Source organism: Ruegeria sp. HKCCA5463, assembly GCF_013034175.1.
GTDB lineage: Bacteria > Pseudomonadota > Alphaproteobacteria > Rhodobacterales > Rhodobacteraceae > Ruegeria.
Genome location: NZ_WQFL01000008.1, coordinates 100,087 through 118,900, shown reverse-complemented (window position 1 = coordinate 118,900; position 18,814 = coordinate 100,087). Strand labels below are relative to the sequence as shown.

General features: G+C 58.0%; 22 protein-coding genes. 14 read left to right on the top strand and 8 right to left on the bottom strand.

Going from position 1 to position 18,814, the window contains the following annotated elements:
• Position 1: 1 nt before the first annotated feature.
• The 7 genes from GOW09_RS16795 to mdh all read right to left on the bottom strand — a co-directional run bounded on the left by GOW09_RS16795 (position 2) and on the right by mdh (position 8,470).
• Positions 2-2,959 carry a 2-oxoglutarate dehydrogenase E1 component gene (locus tag GOW09_RS16795; RefSeq protein ID WP_171119704.1) on the bottom strand — a complete coding sequence of 986 codons (2,958 nt, stop codon included), beginning with the start codon at positions 2,957-2,959 and terminating at the stop codon, positions 2-4.
• Positions 2,956-3,498, bottom strand: coding sequence for a DUF805 domain-containing protein (locus GOW09_RS16790; RefSeq protein ID WP_171119703.1), 543 nt, complete (start codon positions 3,496-3,498; stop codon positions 2,956-2,958). The genes GOW09_RS16795 and GOW09_RS16790 overlap by 4 nt, the downstream gene beginning before the upstream one ends.
• Entirely contained in the window at positions 3,495-4,136 is a 642-nt protein-coding gene (locus GOW09_RS16785; RefSeq protein WP_171119702.1) for a hypothetical protein, read from the bottom strand. The genes GOW09_RS16790 and GOW09_RS16785 overlap by 4 nt, the downstream gene beginning before the upstream one ends.
• A 48-nt stretch (positions 4,137-4,184) precedes the next feature.
• Positions 4,185-5,066, bottom strand: coding sequence for a succinate--CoA ligase subunit alpha (sucD, locus tag GOW09_RS16780; protein ID WP_152456828.1), 882 nt, complete (start codon positions 5,064-5,066; stop codon positions 4,185-4,187).
• Positions 5,067-5,079: 13 nt separating this feature from the next.
• A complete protein-coding gene (locus GOW09_RS16775; RefSeq protein WP_171119701.1) occupies positions 5,080-5,907 on the bottom strand; it encodes a glycosyltransferase family 25 protein in 828 nt (275 codons plus the stop codon).
• 97 nt (positions 5,908-6,004) lie between these two features.
• Entirely contained in the window at positions 6,005-7,198 is a 1,194-nt protein-coding gene (sucC, locus tag GOW09_RS16770) for an ADP-forming succinate--CoA ligase subunit beta (RefSeq protein WP_152456830.1), read from the bottom strand.
• Between the two features lie 309 nt (positions 7,199-7,507).
• Positions 7,508-8,470 (bottom strand): malate dehydrogenase, encoded by a 963-nt coding sequence (mdh, locus tag GOW09_RS16765; protein WP_117870353.1) that lies wholly within the window; start codon positions 8,468-8,470, stop codon positions 7,508-7,510.
• Between the two features lie 167 nt (positions 8,471-8,637).
• Here mdh and GOW09_RS16760 point away from each other — a divergent pair, with 167 nt between their 5' ends.
• Complete coding sequence (locus tag GOW09_RS16760) at positions 8,638-9,393, top strand: sulfite exporter TauE/SafE family protein (RefSeq protein WP_171119700.1); 756 nt, start codon at positions 8,638-8,640, stop codon at positions 9,391-9,393.
• On the opposite strand, the gene GOW09_RS16755 is transcribed toward GOW09_RS16760, so the two are convergent.
• Positions 9,394-9,699, bottom strand: a complete 306-nt coding sequence (locus tag GOW09_RS16755; RefSeq protein WP_171119699.1) for a hypothetical protein — start codon at positions 9,697-9,699, stop codon at positions 9,394-9,396.
• Positions 9,700-9,870: 171 nt separating this feature from the next.
• Here GOW09_RS16755 and GOW09_RS16750 point away from each other — a divergent pair, with 171 nt between their 5' ends.
• The 13 genes from GOW09_RS16750 (at position 9,871) to GOW09_RS22390 (ending at position 18,778) form a co-directional block, all read left to right on the top strand.
• Positions 9,871-10,728 (top strand): CoA ester lyase, encoded by an 858-nt coding sequence (locus GOW09_RS16750; RefSeq protein ID WP_171119698.1) that lies wholly within the window; start codon positions 9,871-9,873, stop codon positions 10,726-10,728.
• Positions 10,729-10,734: 6 nt separating this feature from the next.
• The gene (locus tag GOW09_RS16745; protein ID WP_171119697.1) at positions 10,735-11,289 is read left to right on the top strand and encodes an NnrU family protein; all 555 of its coding nucleotides are present in this window, start codon (positions 10,735-10,737) and stop codon (positions 11,287-11,289) included.
• Positions 11,290-11,301: 12 nt separating this feature from the next.
• On the top strand, positions 11,302-11,508 hold the full coding sequence (locus GOW09_RS16740; RefSeq protein ID WP_152456835.1) for a DUF1737 domain-containing protein: 207 nt from the start codon (positions 11,302-11,304) through the stop codon (positions 11,506-11,508).
• Entirely contained in the window at positions 11,508-12,536 is a 1,029-nt protein-coding gene (locus GOW09_RS16735) for a MaoC family dehydratase (protein WP_152456836.1), read from the top strand. Before GOW09_RS16740 ends, GOW09_RS16735 begins: the two co-directional genes overlap by 1 nt.
• Before the next feature lie 54 nt (positions 12,537-12,590).
• Complete coding sequence (locus GOW09_RS16730) at positions 12,591-13,253, top strand: DUF1194 domain-containing protein (protein ID WP_171119696.1); 663 nt, start codon at positions 12,591-12,593, stop codon at positions 13,251-13,253.
• A 214-nt stretch (positions 13,254-13,467) separates the two neighbouring features.
• Complete coding sequence (sdhC, locus tag GOW09_RS16725) at positions 13,468-13,854, top strand: succinate dehydrogenase, cytochrome b556 subunit (RefSeq protein WP_152456838.1); 387 nt, start codon at positions 13,468-13,470, stop codon at positions 13,852-13,854.
• Positions 13,855-13,867: 13 nt separating this feature from the next.
• On the top strand, positions 13,868-14,239 hold the full coding sequence (gene sdhD, locus GOW09_RS16720) for a succinate dehydrogenase, hydrophobic membrane anchor protein (protein ID WP_117870336.1): 372 nt from the start codon (positions 13,868-13,870) through the stop codon (positions 14,237-14,239).
• Between the two features lie 18 nt (positions 14,240-14,257).
• Positions 14,258-16,063 (top strand): succinate dehydrogenase flavoprotein subunit, encoded by a 1,806-nt coding sequence (gene sdhA, locus GOW09_RS16715; RefSeq protein WP_171119695.1) that lies wholly within the window; start codon positions 14,258-14,260, stop codon positions 16,061-16,063.
• A 24-nt stretch (positions 16,064-16,087) separates the two neighbouring features.
• Positions 16,088-16,687, top strand: a complete 600-nt coding sequence (locus GOW09_RS16710) for a class I SAM-dependent methyltransferase (protein ID WP_171119694.1) — start codon at positions 16,088-16,090, stop codon at positions 16,685-16,687.
• A gap of 147 nt (positions 16,688-16,834) precedes the next feature.
• A complete protein-coding gene (locus GOW09_RS16705) occupies positions 16,835-17,461 on the top strand; it encodes a sulfotransferase (protein WP_171119693.1) in 627 nt (208 codons plus the stop codon).
• 31 nt (positions 17,462-17,492) lie between these two features.
• Positions 17,493-18,272: a succinate dehydrogenase iron-sulfur subunit gene (locus GOW09_RS16700; RefSeq protein ID WP_152456842.1), complete on the top strand. Its 780-nt coding sequence runs from the start codon at positions 17,493-17,495 to the stop codon at positions 18,270-18,272.
• Between the two features lie 121 nt (positions 18,273-18,393).
• On the top strand, positions 18,394-18,534 hold the full coding sequence (locus GOW09_RS16695; protein WP_171119692.1) for a hypothetical protein: 141 nt from the start codon (positions 18,394-18,396) through the stop codon (positions 18,532-18,534).
• 49 nt (positions 18,535-18,583) lie between these two features.
• Complete coding sequence (locus tag GOW09_RS22390; RefSeq protein ID WP_171206040.1) at positions 18,584-18,778, top strand: hypothetical protein; 195 nt, start codon at positions 18,584-18,586, stop codon at positions 18,776-18,778.
• The last annotated feature ends 36 nt before the right edge of the window (positions 18,779-18,814 follow it).

The window sequence follows — 18,814 nt, the reverse complement described above, 5'->3', positions numbered from 1 at the left end:
CTTATTTTCCTTCGAGGCTCAGCGCTTCGTTAACCAGCGCTTCTTGTTGGGCTTTGTGTTGGCTGGCCAGGCCCGTCGCGGGCGAGGCCGAGGTTGCGCGACCGACATAAGCCGGACGGGTATGTTTCGCGCCGATCCGGGAAAGAACCCATTCGATATTGGGTTCAATAAAGGTCCACGCACCTTGGTTCTTCGGCTCTTCCTGACACCAGACCATTTCGGCATTCTTGAACCGTTCAAGCTCGTTGATCAGAGAATGTGCCGGGAAAGGATAGAATTGTTCGATCCGCATCAGATAAATGTCGTCGATGCCGCGAGCATCGCGTTCCTCCAGCAGGTCGAAATAGACTTTACCGGAACACATCACCACGCGTTTGATCTTGTTATCCGCCACCAGCTTGGTGTCGGAATTGCCCTTCTGGGCATCATCCCACAGTACCCGGTGGAAGCTGGATCCGGAGGTGAAATCCTCGGCGGTGCTGACTGCCAGCTTGTGGCGCAGCAGTGATTTCGGTGTCACCAGGATCAGCGGCTTGCGGAATGTCCGGTGCAGTTGGCGGCGCAGGATGTGGAAATAGTTCGCAGGCGTCGTGCAGTTCGCCACGATCCAGTTGTCCTGACCGCACATTTGCAGGAACCGCTCCAGCCTTGCCGACGAATGTTCGGGGCCTTGCCCTTCGAACCCATGCGGCAGCAGACAGACCAGGCCGGACATCCGCAGCCATTTCGATTCACCCGAACTGATGAATTGGTCGAACATGATCTGCGCGCCGTTGGCGAAGTCCCCGAACTGGGCTTCCCACAGGACCAGCGCATTTGGTTCGGCCAGCGAGTATCCGTATTCGAAGCCGAGCACTGCATATTCGGACAGCATCGAGTCGATCACTTCGTAATGCGACTGACCTGCGCGAATGTTGTTCAGCGGGTAATACCGTTCTTCAGTTTCCTGATGAACGAATCCGGAATGGCGTTGGCTGAAGGTGCCGCGCGTGGCGTCCTGCCCTGCAAGGCGTACCGGGTAGCCCTCGGTCAGCAAGGATCCGAAAGCCAACGCCTCACCAGTGGCCCAGTCAAAGCCTTTACCGGTTTCAAACATCTGTTTCTTGTGCTCAAGCAGACGACCAACCGTCTTGTGCATGGCAAATCCGCTTGGTGCGCGGGTAAGGGCATCGCCGATTTCGGCCATGGTTTCCGGCGTGATCGCCGTCTCGCCGCGCATGTATTCGTCTTTGTTCTTGTCAAGATGCGACCAGCGCCCATCCAGCCAATCGGCCTTGTTGGGTTTATAGTCCTTACCGGCCTCGAATTCGTCGTTCAGATGAGCCTGGAAGGCCGCCTTCATATCCTCGATCTCACCCTCGGGGATCAGGCCATCCTTGACCAAGCGTTCCGTATACAAGGACAGCGTGGTCTTATGCGTCTTGATCTTCTTGTACATGATCGGGTTGGTGAACATGGGCTCGTCGCCCTCGTTGTGACCAAACCGGCGATAACAGAAGATATCCAGAACCACGTCCTTGTGGAATTTCTGGCGGAACTCGGTCGCCACCTTGGCTGCATGAACAACCGCCTCGGGGTCATCCCCGTTCACGTGGAAGATCGGCGCCTCGACCATCAGCGCGATATCCGTCGGATATGGGCTGGAGCGTGAAAAATGCGGCGCGGTGGTAAAGCCGATCTGGTTGTTCACCACGATATGCATTGTCCCACCGGTGCGATGCCCGCGCAGACCGCTCAGGCCAAAGCCTTCGGCCACGACGCCCTGACCGGCAAAGGCTGCATCGCCGTGCAGCAGAATGGCCATGACCTTGGTGCGGTCCGTGTCGCCCAACTGATCCTGCTTGGCGCGGACCTTGCCCAGAACCACAGGGTTCACCGCCTCAAGATGCGACGGGTTCGCCGTCAACGACAGGTGCACGCTGTTGCCGTCGAACTCGCGATCGCTTGAAGCACCGAGGTGGTATTTCACGTCGCCCGAACCATCCACGTCTTCGGGTTTGAAACTGCCGCCCTGGAATTCGTTGAAAATGGCGCGGTACGGTTTGCCCATCACATTGGCCAGAATGTTCAAACGGCCCCGGTGCGGCATCCCGATCACGATATCACTGAGGCCGAGCGCGCCGCCACGCTTGATGATCTGCTCCATCGCCGGAATAAGCGCCTCACCGCCATCGAGACCAAAGCGCTTGGTGCCCATGTACTTGACGTGCAGGAATTTCTCAAAGCCTTCGGCCTCGACCATCTTGTTCAGGATGGCTTTGCGGCCTTCCTTGGTGAATTGGATTTCCTTGCCATAGCCCTCAATGCGCTCTTTCAGCCAAGCGGCCTCTTCCGGGTTCGAGATATGCATGTATTGCAGCGCAAAAGTGCCGCAATAGGTCCGTTTAACGATCTCGACGATCTGCCGCATCGAGGCGACCTGAAGTCCCAGAACGTTGTCGATAAAGATCGGGCGATCCATATCGGCATCGGTGAAGCCGTAGGTTTTGGGATCCAGTTCCGGATGATTGCTGGCCGCGCGCATGCCAAGGGGGTCAAGGTTGGCGGCCAGATGACCCCGGATCCGGTAGGCCCGGATCAGCATCAGCGCCCGCAGACTGTCCAGCACCGCGCGCTTGATCTGGTCATCGCTGACTTCGACACCTTTGTCGGCGGCCTTTTCCTTGATTTTCTTGCCTGCGGCCTTGGCGTCAATCTCGGCCCACTCGCCGGTCAACGCACCGGTCAGATCATCCGCTGGCATGGGCGGCCAGTCCGTGCGCGCCCACGAAGGCCCTTCGGCTTCGCGCTGCACATCAGGCGCGGCGTCACCCATGGCTTTGAAGAACTCGACCCAGGCAGCGTCTACCGCACCGGGGTTCTTGGTGTACTGCGCATAAAGCTGTTCCAGATATTCGGCGTTGTGCCCCTGCATGAAGCTCGAGGCGTGAAAGGCAGTATTGGGCGAGTGTTCGGTCATTGGGCTACCTCATGTGGGTTGGGACCGTATTGATTGGTGCCTGGCTGGCTGGGGCGGGTCAGCCACCACAGCACCAGGAGGGGCGACACCACCAGAACGATAAGTGTCGGGATGACGATCAGCAATGTTGCGCGGGTAAACAAAATGTCGAGCGTTCCGCCATGCTGAAAACTCGAGGCGATCCCGATACCAAAGATCAGGACGGCAAAGGCCCCAAGGATCAGCAGGATCGGCAGCAGAGCGTACAGCCCACTGCGCCCGGTATCGTGCATCCGCCGCCACGCAACGGCCAGATGCGGGAAGAACACGATCAGGCCGACGATGCTCTGCACCGGTTGGCTGGATGTTGCGGTGACGGCTTTGATCTCATCGCTTTCCGTGATCGCGACCTGCGTGAAGAACTGCCAGTCGATGATCCCGGCGATGATGTTCCAGATCACGATGAACAGGAAAAAGAACCAGTATTCGGGGCGCGAGGCACGACCCGAGAAGGTGAAGAACTTGGAGAAACAGGTACGGATCGCGTCAGAGAAGGTCATTCTGACTTCTCCATGTGTTTTGAGGTGAACGTTGAGTAAACAGTTGCGACATCGATGTGAGATTCTGACACTGTTGAAATACGCTCTGTGTTCAGGATGGCCCCTTTAAGACTTCGTTTGAGTCCGTTGCCCTCGGATGATTGCGGGCGAAGATGGTAGACAGGTGGAAGCGTTTGTGGATCCCGCCCATTGTCTCCCAGCAATTGCTGAAATGTAAATGGAGAGTCTTCATCTTTGAGCGCGAGCAGGCAGGATAAGCGACCGTGGACTTCATGCTCGAAACTGTCGACACGTAAGATGCTACCGGATTGCTCCCGAACAAACCAACGATCTTTCTTTTGCGAGGTTTCGATCTGCTTTAGATTGCGTACACCGGCCGCATTCTTGATTGCTTGCTCCCATGTACTCGCAATTCGGGGGTCCGGAACGTCCCCGAAACCAAGATGATTATACAAAAAAGTCGCCGCATATGATCGTATCGCGCGGTCATCGAGATCCGCTGGCGCGCTAACGCTCCAGCCGTGTTTTGTGAGGGTGTCGGTCAAACTTGCCAAATCAGTGGTCGACTGGCAGGCGGCGATGGTTTCCGATGCAAAGTTTTTTTCATTCGCAGCCGCAGGGACGGTTGTGGCCGCCAAGATGGCAGCCACAAGGCCAAACAGAAATTTCCCGCCCCAAGTCACAGCTTACCCAATCGCTTCCAGCACAGCCTCACCCAGCTGCGCCGGGCTTTCGGCCACGACGATACCGGCCGAGCGCATGGCTTCGATCTTGTCTTCGGCGCCTCCTTTGCCACCGGCGACAATCGCGCCTGCGTGGCCCATACGGCGGCCCGGAGGGGCTGTGCGGCCTGCGATGAAACCGGCGGTCGGCTTCTTGCGGCCCTTCTTGGCCTCATCCGCCAGGAACTGCGCGGCTTCTTCCTCGGCCGAGCCACCGATCTCACCGATCATGATGATCGACTCGGTCTCGTCATCGGCCAGGAACCATTCCAGCACATCGATATGCTCGGTGCCTTTGATCGGGTCGCCGCCGATACCCACGCAGGTGGACTGGCCCAGACCCACATCGGTGGTCTGCTTGACGGCCTCATAGGTCAGGGTGCCCGAGCGGGACACAACGCCGACCGAGCCGCGCTTGTGGATATGGCCGGGCATGATGCCGATCTTGCAGGCGTCGGGTGTAATCACACCGGGGCAGTTTGGGCCGATCAGGCGGGATTTGCTGCCTTCCAGCGCGCGCTTCACCTTCATCATGTCCAGCACCGGGATGCCTTCGGTGATGCAGACGATCACTTCCATCTCGGCATCAATCGCTTCGAGGATCGAATCCGCAGCAAACGGCGGCGGCACATAGATCACGCTGGCATTGGCTTCGGTCACGTGCTTGGCCTCGTGGACCGAGTTGAACACGGGCAGGCCCAGATGCTCCATCCCGCCTTTGCCGGGGGTGACGCCGCCGACCATCTTGGTGCCATAGGCAATGGCCTGTTCGCTGTGGAATGTACCCTGCGAGCCGGTAAAGCCCTGACAGATCACTTTGGTGTTTTCGTCGATGAGGACTGCCATTTTGTCCCTTTCTCTAGGCGGTGTTGGATTGATTGGGTTCGGTCGCCGGCAGAACCTGCGGCGCATAGGTAATTTTCTCGAGCGTGGCACGTCCCAGGGCCAGGTTGGCCGCCGTGCGCAGGCCGCTGCTGATTTCAGCGATGCCACGCCTTACTTTTTGCCGGATCAGGGGCCAGCCTGTTGGCCGCGCGCGCGGCGCACCCAAATTGTATTCGCCGGGCGCTTCGTTGCCCTGTTCGACCATGGCCGGGATCACCTGATAGGTGTTGATCTGGCGCGCCGCCGGCGAGGCGGAAGGGTTGAACAACAAACCATCCAGCGTAATGTCAAAGGGTTTCTGGGCCAGGAAGTGCCGGGCCGCTTCGCGTGTCAGAGCATAAGCTGCACCACCGGGATGGCGCGAGCGCATCAGGCGCAGTTCCCGCCCCAAATGGGACAACCGCTTGCGTCCAAGTGCCACGTAAAGCTTCGTGCTGCGCCAGCGTTCGAACCGGACGATATCGGCATCTGCGGGCCACCATGAGGCATCATTCAGCCAGTCTGCCAGTTCCGGTGTCAGAAACACATCATCCTCAAGGATCAACGCCTGTTCCGCGCCCGAGGCGATCAGCGCCTCCCATGCTTTGGCATGGCTGAGGGTGCAGGCCATGTCCTTGGTATGGAAATAGCCCCACGGCCCTTCGGCCCGACAGTCGCGCAGGAAATCCTCACGGGTGGCGGCGTCGCAATCAACAGCATTGACGCGCGTCGCCGACAGGCCTGCCTTTTGCAGCTCCTGCTCCATCAAACGCGCCCGCCCTGTGGCGCGTTCCAAGCCTATGAGGAAGATTGGGATGGTCATCAGATCGATTGCTTCTTTCGGCCTTGCGCGGCAATGCTTTTCAGCTTGGTTTTAGCCGCGATGGGGCGGGCCCGAGGCCAGCCCCACTTGAACAAGCTTAACCCTTGACCGCTTTCACGATCTTTTCGGCACCGTCTTTCAGGTTGTCCGCCGCGATCACGTCGAGGCCAGAGGTGTTGATGATCTCTTTGCCTTTTTCGACATTCGTGCCTTCCAGACGCACGACCAGCGGGACTTTCAGGCCGACCTCTTTCACCGCGGCCACGACACCCTCGGCGATGACGTCACAGCGCATGATGCCGCCGAAGATGTTGACCAGAATGCCTTTGACCTGCGGGTCTGAGGTGATGATCTTGAACGCCTCAGTCACTTTCTCTTTGGTCGCACCGCCACCCACGTCGAGGAAGTTGGCAGGCTCGGCCCCATACAGCTTGATGATGTCCATCGTCGCCATCGCCAGACCGGCGCCATTGACCATGCAGCCGATCTCACCATCCAGCGCGATGTAATTCAGGTCGTATTTGCTGGCTTCCAGCTCCTTGGGGTCTTCCTCGGTCGTGTCGCGCAGCTCGGCGATGTCGGGGTGGCGGTAGACCGCGTTGCCGTCAAAGCCGACCTTGGCGTCCAGCACCTTGAGATCGCCGCTGTCGGAAACGATCAGCGGGTTGATCTCCAGCATCTCCATGTCCTTCTCGACGAAGGCTTGATAGAGCTGACCCATCAGTTTGACGCATTGCTTGACTTGCGGGCCTTCCAGACCCAGCGAGAAGGCGATGCGGCGACCGTGATACGGCATGTAACCGGTGGCCGGATCGACCGAGAAGGACAGGATTTTCTCGGGCGTTGCGGCGGCCACCTCTTCGATGTCCATACCGCCCTCGGTCGAACAGACGAAAGAAATGCGGCTGGTCTGACGATCTACCAGCAGGGCCAGGTACAGTTCGCGCTCGATGCCCGAGCCTGCTTCGATATAGATGCGGTTGACCTGCTTGCCTGCCGGACCGGTCTGATGCGTGACCAGTGTACGGCCCAGCATCTTTTTGGCTTCTTCGGCGGCTTCTTCAACCGATTTGGTCAGACGAACACCGCCTTTTTCACCGGCGTCGGCCTCTTTGAACGAACCCTTGCCGCGACCACCCGCGTGGATCTGTGCTTTGACAACCCAGAGCGGGCCGTCCAGCTCACCTGCTGCGGTTTTGGCTTCTTCGGCGCGCAACACGGCGCGACCATCGGACACCGGTGCGCCATAGCTGCGAAGGAGGGCTTTGGCCTGATATTCGTGAATGTTCATCGAAACTGTCCCGTCTGACTGCGTTTAATCGTTATAGGGGTGTCTAGCGGGCAAGTTTAAAGGGTTTTTTGATGCTCGATAGGTTTTTAGCGAAGATTTTCAACATTTGTGATCACGGGATTTTAGGGTGTGATCACAAAATTTCTGATGTGGCAAAACGATTCGAAAAAACTGCGCAGCGTCAGAAAATCACATTCGAAAAAAGGGATTTGCGGCGTTTGCGCCAACATTTGCGACCGGGACATGCGCGGACCAAAAGAAAACCGGCCCTGAAACGGGCCGGTCTGTTATTCGGAGTTCAGGGCTGTTTTACGCCAGCGAGCTGTCGATGCCCTTGCACGCGTCGATCAGACCCTTCACGGCGTTCACCGAGTTGTCGAACCCTGCCTGCTCGTCTTCGTTCAGCTTGATGTCAACGATACGCTCGACGCCGCCTGCGCCGATCACGGTCGGAACACCGACATAGAGCCCGTCTACACCCAGTTCGCCGTTGCAGTAGGCCGCGCATGGCAGAACGCGTTTCTGGTCTTTCAGATAGGCTTCGGCCATTTCGATCGCCGATGTTGCAGGCGCGTAATAGGCCGAACCGGTTTTCAGCAGGCCAACGATTTCGGCGCCGCCGTCACGAGTACGCTGCACGATGGCGTCCAGTTTCTCTTGCGTGGTCCAGCCCATCTCGACCAGATCAGGCAGCGGAATGCCGGCAACGGTCGAGTAACGGACCGACGGTACCATGGTGTCGCCGTGGCCGCCCAGAACGAAGGCGGTGACGTCGCGCATCGAGACGTTGAACTCTTCCGACAGGAAGTGTGCAAAGCGCGCCGAGTCAAGCACCCCTGCCATGCCGCAGACCTTGTTGTGCGGCAGGCCCGAGAATTCGCGCAAGGCCCAGACCATCGCGTCCAGCGGGTTGGTGATGCAGATCACGAACGCGTCGGGTGCGTGGGCTGCGATGCCTTCACCAACCGACTTCATGACTTTCAGGTTGATGCCCAGCAGATCATCGCGGCTCATGCCCGGTTTGCGGGCCACGCCTGCGGTCACGATGCAAACATCCGCGCCAGCGATATCGGCATAGTCGCTGGTGCCTTTCATCGAGGCGTCGAACCCTTCCGAAGGGCCGGATTCAGCGATGTCGAGCGCCTTACCCTGAGGCAGCCCGTCTGCGATGTCAAACAGGACAACGTCACCCAGTTCTTTGACAGCTGCGAGATGTGCGAGCGTGCCGCCGATGTTCCCCGCGCCGATCAGCGCAATCTTGGGTCTGGCCATTTGGAATTTCTCCATATCCGGTCGGTATTGAAATCGCGGTTGTGCTAGTCGTTAAAACGTCAATAGGCAAGAGTTCTGCGACGTGGCATACAACCGCATACTGTTTGCAGGCCCTGCTTTGATTGCGCTAAACGGCCTTTGAGACAAGCCAAAACCGGGACTGTCGCATGTTCGAATTGAACTTGATGTTTTTTGCCGTGGCGATCCCTGCCGTGATCTTTGCCGGTATTTCAAAGGGCGGTTTCGGTTCCGGCGTGGCCTTTGCCTCGTCGTCGATTCTGGCCTTGATCCTGACGCCCGGGCAGGCTTTGGCCCTGATGCTGCCGATCTTGATGGTGATCGACGTGGCCACGTTAGGTCCCTATTGGAGGCGGTGGAGCTGGCCGGATTCCCGTCTGCTGATCCTTGGCGCCGTGCCCGGTGTGGCGATGGGTGCGTGGCTTTATCGTGCAACAGATGATAATCTGTTGCGTCTGCTGATCGGTGGCATCTCGGTCGGGTTCGTAATCTGGCACATCGCGCAGTCGAAAGGGTGGGTGCGCGGGTTTGCCAGGCGACTGCCGCCGTCTTCCGGTTTATTTGCCGGGCTGGTCGCGGGTTTCACAAGCTTCGTCAGCCACGCCGGTGGCCCCCCGGCAGCGGTCTATCTTTTGTCGCAACGCCTGACGAAAACGGAATTTCAAGCCAGTACGGTACTGGTTTTCTGGGTGATCAATATCGCGAAATTCATACCTTATGCGTATCTGGGTATGTTCACATGGCAGACGTTATGGGCGGATTTGCTGCTGACACCCTTTGCGATCCTGGGGGCATGGCTGGGCGTCCGGGCACATTTCATGTTGTCCGAACGCCTGTTCTTCGGGCTTGCCTATGTGCTGCTGACGCTCACCGGCAGCAAGCTGATCTGGGACGTGCTTACTTGATCAGGCATTGGGTGGCAGCGCCTCGGCCACCTCTTCAAAAGCCTGACCAGAAGCCACAAGGCAGGTGATCCCGTTGGGCAACGTCACCGTGATCGTCCAGCTGCCGGTTTCGTCCGAGGCAAAAAGCTCCACGACGGCGCCTTTCCGGGCCAGTCCCAAACCCCTGCGCGTTTCACCATAGGCCTCGTGCAACCGTTCCAGTACAGCTTCTCTGGGCGCACAGTTTTGACCCTGAGCATGCACATGTTGCGCGGCCAGGACCATGATCCCAAGCCCCATCGTCATCTTGAACACCGTCTTTCGCATTCCGTACCCCTTTTTGATTCCAACTGCCGTTCAGGGTGGGTGGCAAGGGACGAAATCCGGTTAAGGGAACGCACGTTGCGTCGGGTTTGCTGCGGTGCGGCGATTTTGTTCTTGAACTTTCCTGCAAAAAATGTCCCATTCCGCGCAACTTTATTTCAATGGGAGTGGTCCATGGATCCTCGTCTGCGCCCCTATCGTTCGGTTCTCTACATTCCTGGTTCGAGGGACCGGGCCCTGGACAAGGCCCGTTCTTTGCCTGTGGATGCGATCATCTTCGACCTGGAAGATGCAGTTGCAGCGGACGAAAAAGAAAACGCTCGCGAAACGCTGAAAGGGGCCTTGGCCGCTGGGGGCTATGGTGCGCGGGTCAAGATCGTCCGGATCAATGGGCTGGACACCGAATGGGGGCGTGCCGATGCCGAGGCGGTGCGCGACATGGATGCCGATGTTGTCCTGTTGCCCAAGGTGAATTCGGCGGCTGACGTGGATGCTCTGGCGGCGATCACCGGAGAATTGCCGATCTGGGCCATGATGGAAACGCCGCGCGGAATGCTGAACGCTGCCGAGATCGCCGCGCATCCGTTGATGGCCGGGTTCGTGATGGGCACAAACGATCTGGCCAAAGAACTGCAAACCCGCTTCCGTCCCGATCGCCTGCCGATGATGACTTCGCTGGGTCTGTGCCTGTTGGCCGCCAAGGCCGAAGGTCTGATCATCATTGATGGCGTGTACAACGCTTTCAAGGATACCGAGGGTCTGGCCGCCGAGTGTGCGCAGGGTCGCGACATGGGCTTTGATGGCAAAACACTGATCCATCCGGCCCAGGTCGATGTGGCCAACACGGCCTTCGCGCCATCGGATGACGAGATCGATCTGGCCCGCCGTCAAATCTCGGCATTCGAAGAGACCGAAGCGCAAGGACAGGGTGTTGCCGTCGTGGATGGCAAGATCGTTGAAAATCTGCACGTTGCAACGGCCCGCGAAATTCTGGCAAAAGCAGAGGCGATTTCAGCTTTGCAAGCGGGGTAAGCCAGCATGGGCTTTTTTCTTCTGATCTTGGGCGTGGCACTGTGGTGGGCGGCGCATCTGTTCAAACGTGTGGCGCCTGAACGCCGCGCCGCGATGGGCGACGGGGGCAAGGGGGCAGTTGCCCTGGCGCTGGTCGCGTCGATCCTGCTGATGGTGTTCGGCTATCGCATGACCGACTTCATCTATGTCTGGGCGCCGCCGACCTTCCTGATTCACGTCAACAATCTGTTGGTCCTTGTCGCGATCTACATGATGAGCCCAGCGGGCACCAAAGGTCGGGTGCTGAACAAGTTTCGCCATCCGATGCTGGGTGGGTTCAAGCTGTGGGCCTTTGCGCATTTGCTGGTGAACGGAGATCTGGCCTCGATCATCCTGTTCGGCGGTCTTCTGGCATGGGCCGTGGTGGAAGTCATTGTAATCAACAAGTCCGAACCCGACTGGACGCCGGGTGAGCCCGGTACTTACGGCAAGGATGCGATGTTCTTTGTGGCCTCGATCGTTCTGCTGGGGATTATCGGATATATCCACGGCCTGGTCGGTCCGTCTCCGTTCGGCTCATGAGGACCTGACTCCATGGCGAAACTCTATCGTTTGTTGACCGAAGAAGACACGTCAGCCTTCTGCCACAAGGTGTCAGATGCGCTGGCGAAGGGATGGGAGCTGTACGGCGACCCGTCCTATGCCTTTGACTCAGCCAACAATGTAATGCGGTGTGCGCAGGCTGTGACCAAAGAGGTCGAAGCCGACTATTCCCCCGACATGAAACTGGGACAGCAGTAATGGTAAAAACAAATCCGGGCCGATTTTTCGAGGATTATTCCGTAGGGCAGGTGTTGCAACACGCCGTGCCGCGCACAGTGACCGAGGGGGAACGCGGTTTGTATCACGCGCTTTATCCCGCACGTCACGCGCTGTATTCCTCGGACGAATTTGCCCGGGATTGCGGTTTGCCGGAAAGTCCGCTTGATGATCTGGCGGCGTTTCATCTGGTTTTCGGTAAAACGGTTCCGGATGTCTCGTTGAACGCGGTAGCCAATCTTGGCTATGGCGAAGGCCGTTGGCTGAAACCCGTCTACGCCGGTGATACCCTGCGATCTGTGTCCGAGGTGATTGGCGTCAAACAGAATTCCAACGGGAAAACAGGTGTCGTTTGGGTCCGCACCCGTGGATTGAACCAATTGGACGAAGTCGTCATCGAATATGTCCGTTGGGTGATGGTGCGCAAGGCAGACGTGAATGCGCCAGCGCCCGAAACGGTTGTTCCAGAATTGAAGAAGGCCTTGACGCCCCAGGATCTGATCGTGCCCGAAGGTCTGGATTTCTCGAATTACGATTTCGCTTTGGCCGGTGAAGCGCATCGTTGGGGCGATTATGAAATCGGAGAGAAAATCGACCACGTGGACGGCGTCACCGTGGAAGAGGCCGAACACATGCTGGCCACGCGATTGTGGCAGAACACCGCCAAGGTGCATTTCGACCTGACGTTCCGCCCGGAAGGCAGGTTGATCTATGGCGGGCACGTGATCTCGATGGCGCGGACATTGTCGTTCAACGGGCTTGCGAACGCGCAGATGATTGTCGGCCTGAATGGCGGCGCGCATGCCAACCCGTGTTTCGCGGGCGACACGATCAAGGCCTGGTCCGAAGTTCTGGATAAGGCGGAAACCGGTGTTCCCGGCGTGGGTGCGATCCGCCTGCGTCTGGTGGCGACAAAGGGTGGCGATCCGTTCGTTTTGAAGAATGACGAGGGCCGGTATTTGCCGGATGTTCTTCTGGACCTCGACTATTGGGCGCTCATGCCGCAATAGGCGTGCTGACGGTATTGTGAGCCATTCGCGTGCAAGCCGTGCTAGGCTTGCACCATGCATATTCTGCGCGCGATATTGACCAGCGTTTGTCTGGCGCCGGCGGCTCAGGCCTGCGATCTGGCGCTGGCCCTGGCGGTTGACGTTTCCGGCTCGGTCGACGCCAGCGAGTTTCGTATCCAGATGGACGGGCTGGCCGCTGGTCTGCGCGACCCGATCGTGTCCGAGGCATTGGTTCGTGGTCAGGCTCAGTTGATGCTGGTGCAATGGACCGGGTCGTCGCGCCAGCAGGTCACGATCCCCTGGACCCGAGTCGACAATTTCGCGGCGCTGGATCGTTTTGCCGATCAGGTTGCCGAAGATCCACGCATCTGGCGGAACTTCTCGACCGCGATTGGCGAGGCGCTGCACACGACGCTGGACGCATTTGAGTCCGTTTCCGATTGCAAACGGCGACTGATCGATCTGTCGGGGGACGGCGTATCCAATGAAGGCGTCGAACCGACGCAAGTTCACGCGGCTTTGCGCAACCGCGGCATTGTCGTCAATGCGTTGGCCATCGAAGAAAGTGAACCGGACCTGACGGCCTATTTCTTTGAGAATGTCATCGTGGGCGAAGGCGCTTTTGTCGTTTCGGCCTCGGGCTTCGCGGACTACCCGGAACGAATTCGCAAGAAACTGCTGCGCGAAGTGACGCAGCAAACGGCAGGCCTGAAATGACAGTCAGGAGATTCGTGATCACATGCCTTTGGTCTTGAAATCGCTAACATTGATGAAGGGGAATGTTAAATGTGATCACGACAATATTTTGTGTGATCACATACCGGAATAATCCGTCAAATTGCGCTGAATTTAGTGGTTTTTGCACCCGCAGCACGTGACAGTGTCGCAAAAAACAGTAAAACGTTCGGTAGCCAACCGAAAAGGAGCCGCCATGGCCGATGTAAATCGGGGCAACCGCCCACTTTCGCCGCACCTGTCGATCTATCGTCCACAGCTGACGTCGGTCACATCCATCCTGACACGCATCACCGGAAACGCGCTACTGCTGGCGGCGCTGCTGATCGTCTGGTGGTTTCTGGCCGCAGCAACGTCGCCCGAGGCCTTCGCCGTTGCGAACGGAGTGATAACTTCGGTGCTTGGCGATCTGGTGATGGCTCTGTCCGTTTGGGGTCTTTGGTATCACACGCTGGCCGGTGTACGGCACCTGATCTGGGACAATGCGATTGGGCTGGACCTTCCCACAGCGACAAAGCTGGGCTGGGCCGTCGTCATCGGATCGGTCGTGCTGACCCTTCTGACCCTTGTCATCGTCGCGTGATTGGAGGCCTTACATGCGTTATCTGACCGACCGCAAACGCGCCGCTGGCCTTGGCTCGGCGAAATCCGGCACCGCTCATTTCTGGGCGATGAAAGTCAGCTCGGTGGCTCTGCTGATCCTTGTGCCTTTGTTTGTTTTCACCTTCGGCCCGGTTCTGGGTCAGCCGTTTGACGTGGTGCTTGAATACTACTCGCGGCCCTTCCCGGCCATCGTGGCAGCACTGACGCTGGCGGTTGGCTTCAAACACTTCGCAGACGGTGCGCAGGTGATGCTTGAAGACTACGTTCACGGCACGCTTGAGAAGGTCCTGATCATTCTGGTGACCTGCCTGTCCTACGGTGCGGCCGCGGCCGGCATCTTCGCCATCGCGCGCATTGCCCTTTAATTCCCGGAGCTGAAAGAAATGGCTGCATACGAATACGAAACGCATGAATATGACGTGGTCGTTGTCGGCGCCGGTGGGGCCGGTCTGCGGGCGACATTGGGTATGGCGGAACAAGGCCTGCGTACGGCCTGCGTGACCAAGGTTTTCCCAACCCGTTCTCATACCGTGGCTGCACAGGGTGGCATTGCCGCGTCGCTGTCGAATATGGGCCCCGATCATTGGCAATGGCACATGTACGATACCGTCAAGGGCTCGGACTGGTTGGGCGATACCGACGCGATGGAGTACCTTGCCCGCGAGGCGCCCAAGGCGGTCTACGAGCTGGAGCACTATGGCGTTCCGTTCAGCCGGACGGAAGAGGGCAAGATTTATCAGCGCCCCTTCGGTGGACACACCACTGAATTCGGAGAAGGTCCTGCGGTACAGCGCACCTGTGCAGCCGCCGACCGGACCGGCCACGCGATCCTACATACTCTGTACGGACAGTCGCTCAAGAACAACGCCGAGTTCTATATCGAGTATTTCGCCATCGACTTGATCATGTCCGAAGACGGTCAGTGTCAGGGTGTCGTCTGCTGGAAGCTGGACGATGGCACCATGCATGTCTTCAACGCCAAGATGGTGGTATTGGCGACCGGCGGCTATGGCCGTGCCTATTTCAGCGCCACCTCGGCCCATACCTGCACCGGCGATGGCGGCGGCATGGTGGCCCGTGCTGGGCTGGCCTTGCAGGATATGGAATTCGTTCAGTTCCACCCCACAGGCATCTACGGTTCGGGCTGTCTGATCACCGAAGGTGCGCGCGGCGAAGGCGGGTATCTGACAAACTCGGAAGGTGAACGGTTCATGGAGCGCTATGCGCCCCAGTACAAGGACCTCGCACCACGCGATTACGTTTCGCGCTCGATGACCATGGAAATCCGCGAGGGACGTGGCGTTGGGGCCGAAGGGGATCACATTCACCTGAACCTCAGCCACTTGCCTGCCGAGGCTCTGGCAGAGCGCCTGCCCGGTATATCGGAAAGCGCCAAGATTTTTGCGGGTGTGGATGTCACGAAGGAACCGATCCCGGTTCTGCCCACCGTGCATTACAACATGGGCGGTATCCCCACGAACTATTGGGGTGAGGTTCTGAACCCGACTTCCGACGATCCGACTGCGGTTGTTCCCGGTTTGATGGCCGTTGGCGAAGCCGGTTGTGCCTCTGTCCACGGTGCGAACCGACTGGGGTCGAACTCGCTGATTGACCTTGTGGTCTTTGGCCGGGCGGCAGCGATCCGGGCTGGCAAGGTTGTCGACGCCGAATCCCCCAACCCGGTTCTGAACCAGGCGTCGGTCGACAAGGCGTTTGACCGTTTTGATGCGGTGCGTAACGCCAGCGGTTCAACCCCAACCGCTGATCTTCGGCTTGAGATGCAAAAGACCATGCAGGCGGATGCGGCCGTGTTCCGAACCGCCAAGACCATGGCCGAAGGCGTCGAGAAGATGACGGCGATTGCCGCAAAGATGGACGACCTGAAGGTCACAGACCGTTCATTGGTCTGGAACAGCGATCTGATGGAAACCCTTGAACTGACCAACCTGATGCCAAACGCGCTTGCCACCATCGTCGGCGCCGAGGCCCGCAAGGAATCCCGAGGGGCCCACGCGCATGAGGACTTCAGCGAGCGTGATGACGAAAACTGGCGTGTTCACACGGTCAGCCGGGTTGAGGGCAGCAAGGTTGAGCTCAGCTATCGTCCGGTCATCGTTGATCCACTGACGACCGAGGACCAAGGCGGTATCAGCTTGCAGAAAATCGCGCCCAAAGCGCGGACGTTCTAAAGGCTGGTCAGGAACAGGGGCGAGATGGCAGAGTTTTCTTCGACCGATTATTGGCAACGCCGATATGAGCGCGGCAAGACCTCGGGAGCGGGGTCTTACGGGCGTCTTGCCGTCTACAAAGCGAATTTCATCAACACGATGGTCGAGATGGAAGGCGTGGACTCGGTTGTAGAATTGGGATCGGGCGACGGAAATCAGGCGCAATTGTTTGATATCCCGAAATATACCGGTCTTGATGTCTCGGACCTCTGCGTTCGTCGCTGCAACGAAGTTTTTCGATCCCGCCCCAATTGGGTGTTCAAAAACGCCGATTCCGAGGTTGAGCCGCATGACGTTTCTCTTTCGCTGGATGTCATTTATCATCTGACCGAAGACAGCGTTTTCGAGAACTACATGCGGCGGTTGTTCGGGCTGGCAAAGCGTTTTGTCGTTATCTATTCGTCTGATTTTGACCAGAACCCTTCCAACCAGCATGTGCGCCATCGCCCGTATTCCCTGTGGGTTGAAGAATTCATGCCCGGCTGGCAGCTCTATTGTGAAGAAGAGAACCCGTTTGCCGTCAAAGGGCATGCGCATGCCTCAAAGAACAGCTTTGCCGCGTTCAAAGTGTTCGAGCGGAGTTGAACGTGTGACTGGCGCAAGCACCATATCGACCCGGAAAGCCAAACAAGCCGCTTTTGATCCAGTCACATGCCGGAAGGGCGTTCAAAAAAGCGCGAGTCATGGTGAAATCCCAGGCGTGCCGAGGCGTATGCTTTGCTGGTGCCTGCAATGACGGTCGAGAAACTCCAATCCGGGCAAAGCGATCCCAAGATCATCCTGATCGGCTTGAACCGCTGTGCGACGACCTCGTTTCACAAGCTGTTTCAGAACAACGGGATTCCATCTGTGCATTGGGAAGATGAACAGGGTCTAAACCTTGCACATCGCATGGTAACCAATATTGCCATGGGGCGCAGACCGCTGGATGGGTTTGGTGCCGTTCGGGCCTTCACCGATATCGCCTTTGTCAATTCGCGCTTCATGCTGGACGGCGCGCGGTTCTTTCGAGAGCTGCACGCGGCTTACCCTGACGCCTATTTCTTGCTGAACACGCGCAATCGCGATGACTGGATCGCATCACGTGCCAACCATTCCGGCGGTAGGTACCTAGAGCGATGCTGCAAGGCCAATGGACAGACGGCCGACGAGGTAAAACGGGGCTGGGCGCATATGTATGACGTGCACCATTCCGAGGTCGAAGCTTTCTTTGACGACAACCCGCGCTTTCTGCGCTTTGATATCGACCGGGACGATCCGCAAAGCCTTGCGGATTGGCTTTCGCCGGATTTCGACGTGAACATCGCCCATTGGGGGCATTATAACCGAGGGGCGTCTGAATGCGCCCGGACAGGCTGAAAGGCGGCCTTGTGCTGAATGGAGAATTGACATGGTTCAACTGACCCTGCCCAAGAATTCCCGGATTACCACCGGCAAGACCTGGCCAAAGCCGGACGGCGCCACGAACGTGCGCAAGTTCCAGATCTATCGTTGGAACCCCGATGACGGGCAGAACCCGCGTGTCGACACCTATTTCGTTGATATGGATACGTGCGGTCCGATGGTACTGGACGCGCTAATCAAGATCAAAAACGAGATCGATCCGACGTTGACGTTCCGACGGTCCTGCCGCGAAGGCATCTGTGGATCTTGCGCGATGAACATCGACGGGATCAATACGCTGGCCTGTATCTATGGCATGGATGAGATCAAGGGCGATGTGAAAATCTATCCGCTGCCGCATATGCCGGTGGTCAAGGACCTGATCCCTGATCTGACTCATTTCTATGCCCAGCATGCGTCCATCATGCCGTGGCTGGAAACCAAGACCAATCGTCCCGCGAAAGAATGGAAACAGTCCATCGAAGATCGCAAGAAGCTGGACGGTCTCTATGAATGCGTGATGTGCGCCAGCTGCTCGACCTCATGCCCCAGCTACTGGTGGAATGGCGACCGCTATCTTGGCCCCGCGGCTTTGCTGCATGCCTATCGCTGGATCATCGACAGCCGGGATGAAGCCACCGGTGAACGTCTGGATGAGCTGGAAGATCCGTTCAAGCTCTACCGCTGTCACACCATCATGAACTGTGCCAAGACCTGCCCGAAAGGTCTGAACCCGGCCAAGGCGATTGCCGAGATCAAGAAGATGATGGTCGAACGCGCGGTCTAAACACAGACCCGATTTGCGATTTTCGCATGTCCATCTTGCATAAATAGGCGATGCAGCCCCGGCTGCATTGCCTTATTTTTTGGGCAGGGAGGAGTGATGAGCTTTAGTCAGGATCACTCCAATGAGCAAAGACACATCCAAACGGAAAACCGACGCCCAAGACGCGCTGGAACTGCTTGAACAGGCATGGGCCTATTACACGCCCGAACCTGCGAAGGCTGACAAGGAACCAGAGCTTTTCGAATACGCAAACGCAGCCTGATACAGGCGGCAAGGCTTGCAAACTGACGGTTTATCGGCAAAGCAGAGGGATGCCTGTTCTTCTGCTTCTTCTGGCGGCCGGCGTGTTTGCCTATTTCCTCTGGCGCTCGCGCCATTCCGGGCTGACACGTGATTGCAGGTGGCGGCAGGACAAGAGCCACGGCATCTGGCGGTGCAGCTTCTGCGGTGCCGAAATAACTGCACTGGACCAACCATTGCGGTGCTTGAAGGCGCGTGACCCCTGAAAGATAGGGCTTTCCGAGGGCTGAATAATGCGCCAC

Coding starts and splice junctions, on each gene's coding strand:
- GOW09_RS16795 (WP_171119704.1), bottom strand. CDS start 2,959: ATGACCGAACACTCGCCCAATACTGCCTTTCACGCCTCGAGCTTCATG.
- GOW09_RS16790 (WP_171119703.1), bottom strand. CDS start 3,498: ATGACCTTCTCTGACGCGATCCGTACCTGTTTCTCCAAGTTCTTCACC.
- sucD (WP_152456828.1), bottom strand. CDS start 5,066: ATGGCAGTCCTCATCGACGAAAACACCAAAGTGATCTGTCAGGGCTTT.
- GOW09_RS16775 (WP_171119701.1), bottom strand. CDS start 5,907: ATGACCATCCCAATCTTCCTCATAGGCTTGGAACGCGCCACAGGGCGG.
- sucC (WP_152456830.1), bottom strand. CDS start 7,198: ATGAACATTCACGAATATCAGGCCAAAGCCCTCCTTCGCAGCTATGGC.
- mdh (WP_117870353.1), bottom strand. CDS start 8,470: ATGGCCAGACCCAAGATTGCGCTGATCGGCGCGGGGAACATCGGCGGC.
- GOW09_RS16760 (WP_171119700.1), top strand. CDS start 8,638: ATGTTCGAATTGAACTTGATGTTTTTTGCCGTGGCGATCCCTGCCGTG.
- GOW09_RS16755 (WP_171119699.1), bottom strand. CDS start 9,699: ATGCGAAAGACGGTGTTCAAGATGACGATGGGGCTTGGGATCATGGTC.
- GOW09_RS16750 (WP_171119698.1), top strand. CDS start 9,871: ATGGATCCTCGTCTGCGCCCCTATCGTTCGGTTCTCTACATTCCTGGT.
- GOW09_RS16745 (WP_171119697.1), top strand. CDS start 10,735: ATGGGCTTTTTTCTTCTGATCTTGGGCGTGGCACTGTGGTGGGCGGCG.
- GOW09_RS16740 (WP_152456835.1), top strand. CDS start 11,302: ATGGCGAAACTCTATCGTTTGTTGACCGAAGAAGACACGTCAGCCTTC.
- GOW09_RS16735 (WP_152456836.1), top strand. CDS start 11,508: ATGGTAAAAACAAATCCGGGCCGATTTTTCGAGGATTATTCCGTAGGG.
- GOW09_RS16730 (WP_171119696.1), top strand. CDS start 12,591: ATGCATATTCTGCGCGCGATATTGACCAGCGTTTGTCTGGCGCCGGCG.
- sdhC (WP_152456838.1), top strand. CDS start 13,468: ATGGCCGATGTAAATCGGGGCAACCGCCCACTTTCGCCGCACCTGTCG.
- sdhD (WP_117870336.1), top strand. CDS start 13,868: ATGCGTTATCTGACCGACCGCAAACGCGCCGCTGGCCTTGGCTCGGCG.
- sdhA (WP_171119695.1), top strand. CDS start 14,258: ATGGCTGCATACGAATACGAAACGCATGAATATGACGTGGTCGTTGTC.
- GOW09_RS16710 (WP_171119694.1), top strand. CDS start 16,088: ATGGCAGAGTTTTCTTCGACCGATTATTGGCAACGCCGATATGAGCGC.
- GOW09_RS16705 (WP_171119693.1), top strand. CDS start 16,835: ATGACGGTCGAGAAACTCCAATCCGGGCAAAGCGATCCCAAGATCATC.
- GOW09_RS16700 (WP_152456842.1), top strand. CDS start 17,493: ATGGTTCAACTGACCCTGCCCAAGAATTCCCGGATTACCACCGGCAAG.
- GOW09_RS16695 (WP_171119692.1), top strand. CDS start 18,394: ATGAGCAAAGACACATCCAAACGGAAAACCGACGCCCAAGACGCGCTG.
- GOW09_RS22390 (WP_171206040.1), top strand. CDS start 18,584: ATGCCTGTTCTTCTGCTTCTTCTGGCGGCCGGCGTGTTTGCCTATTTC.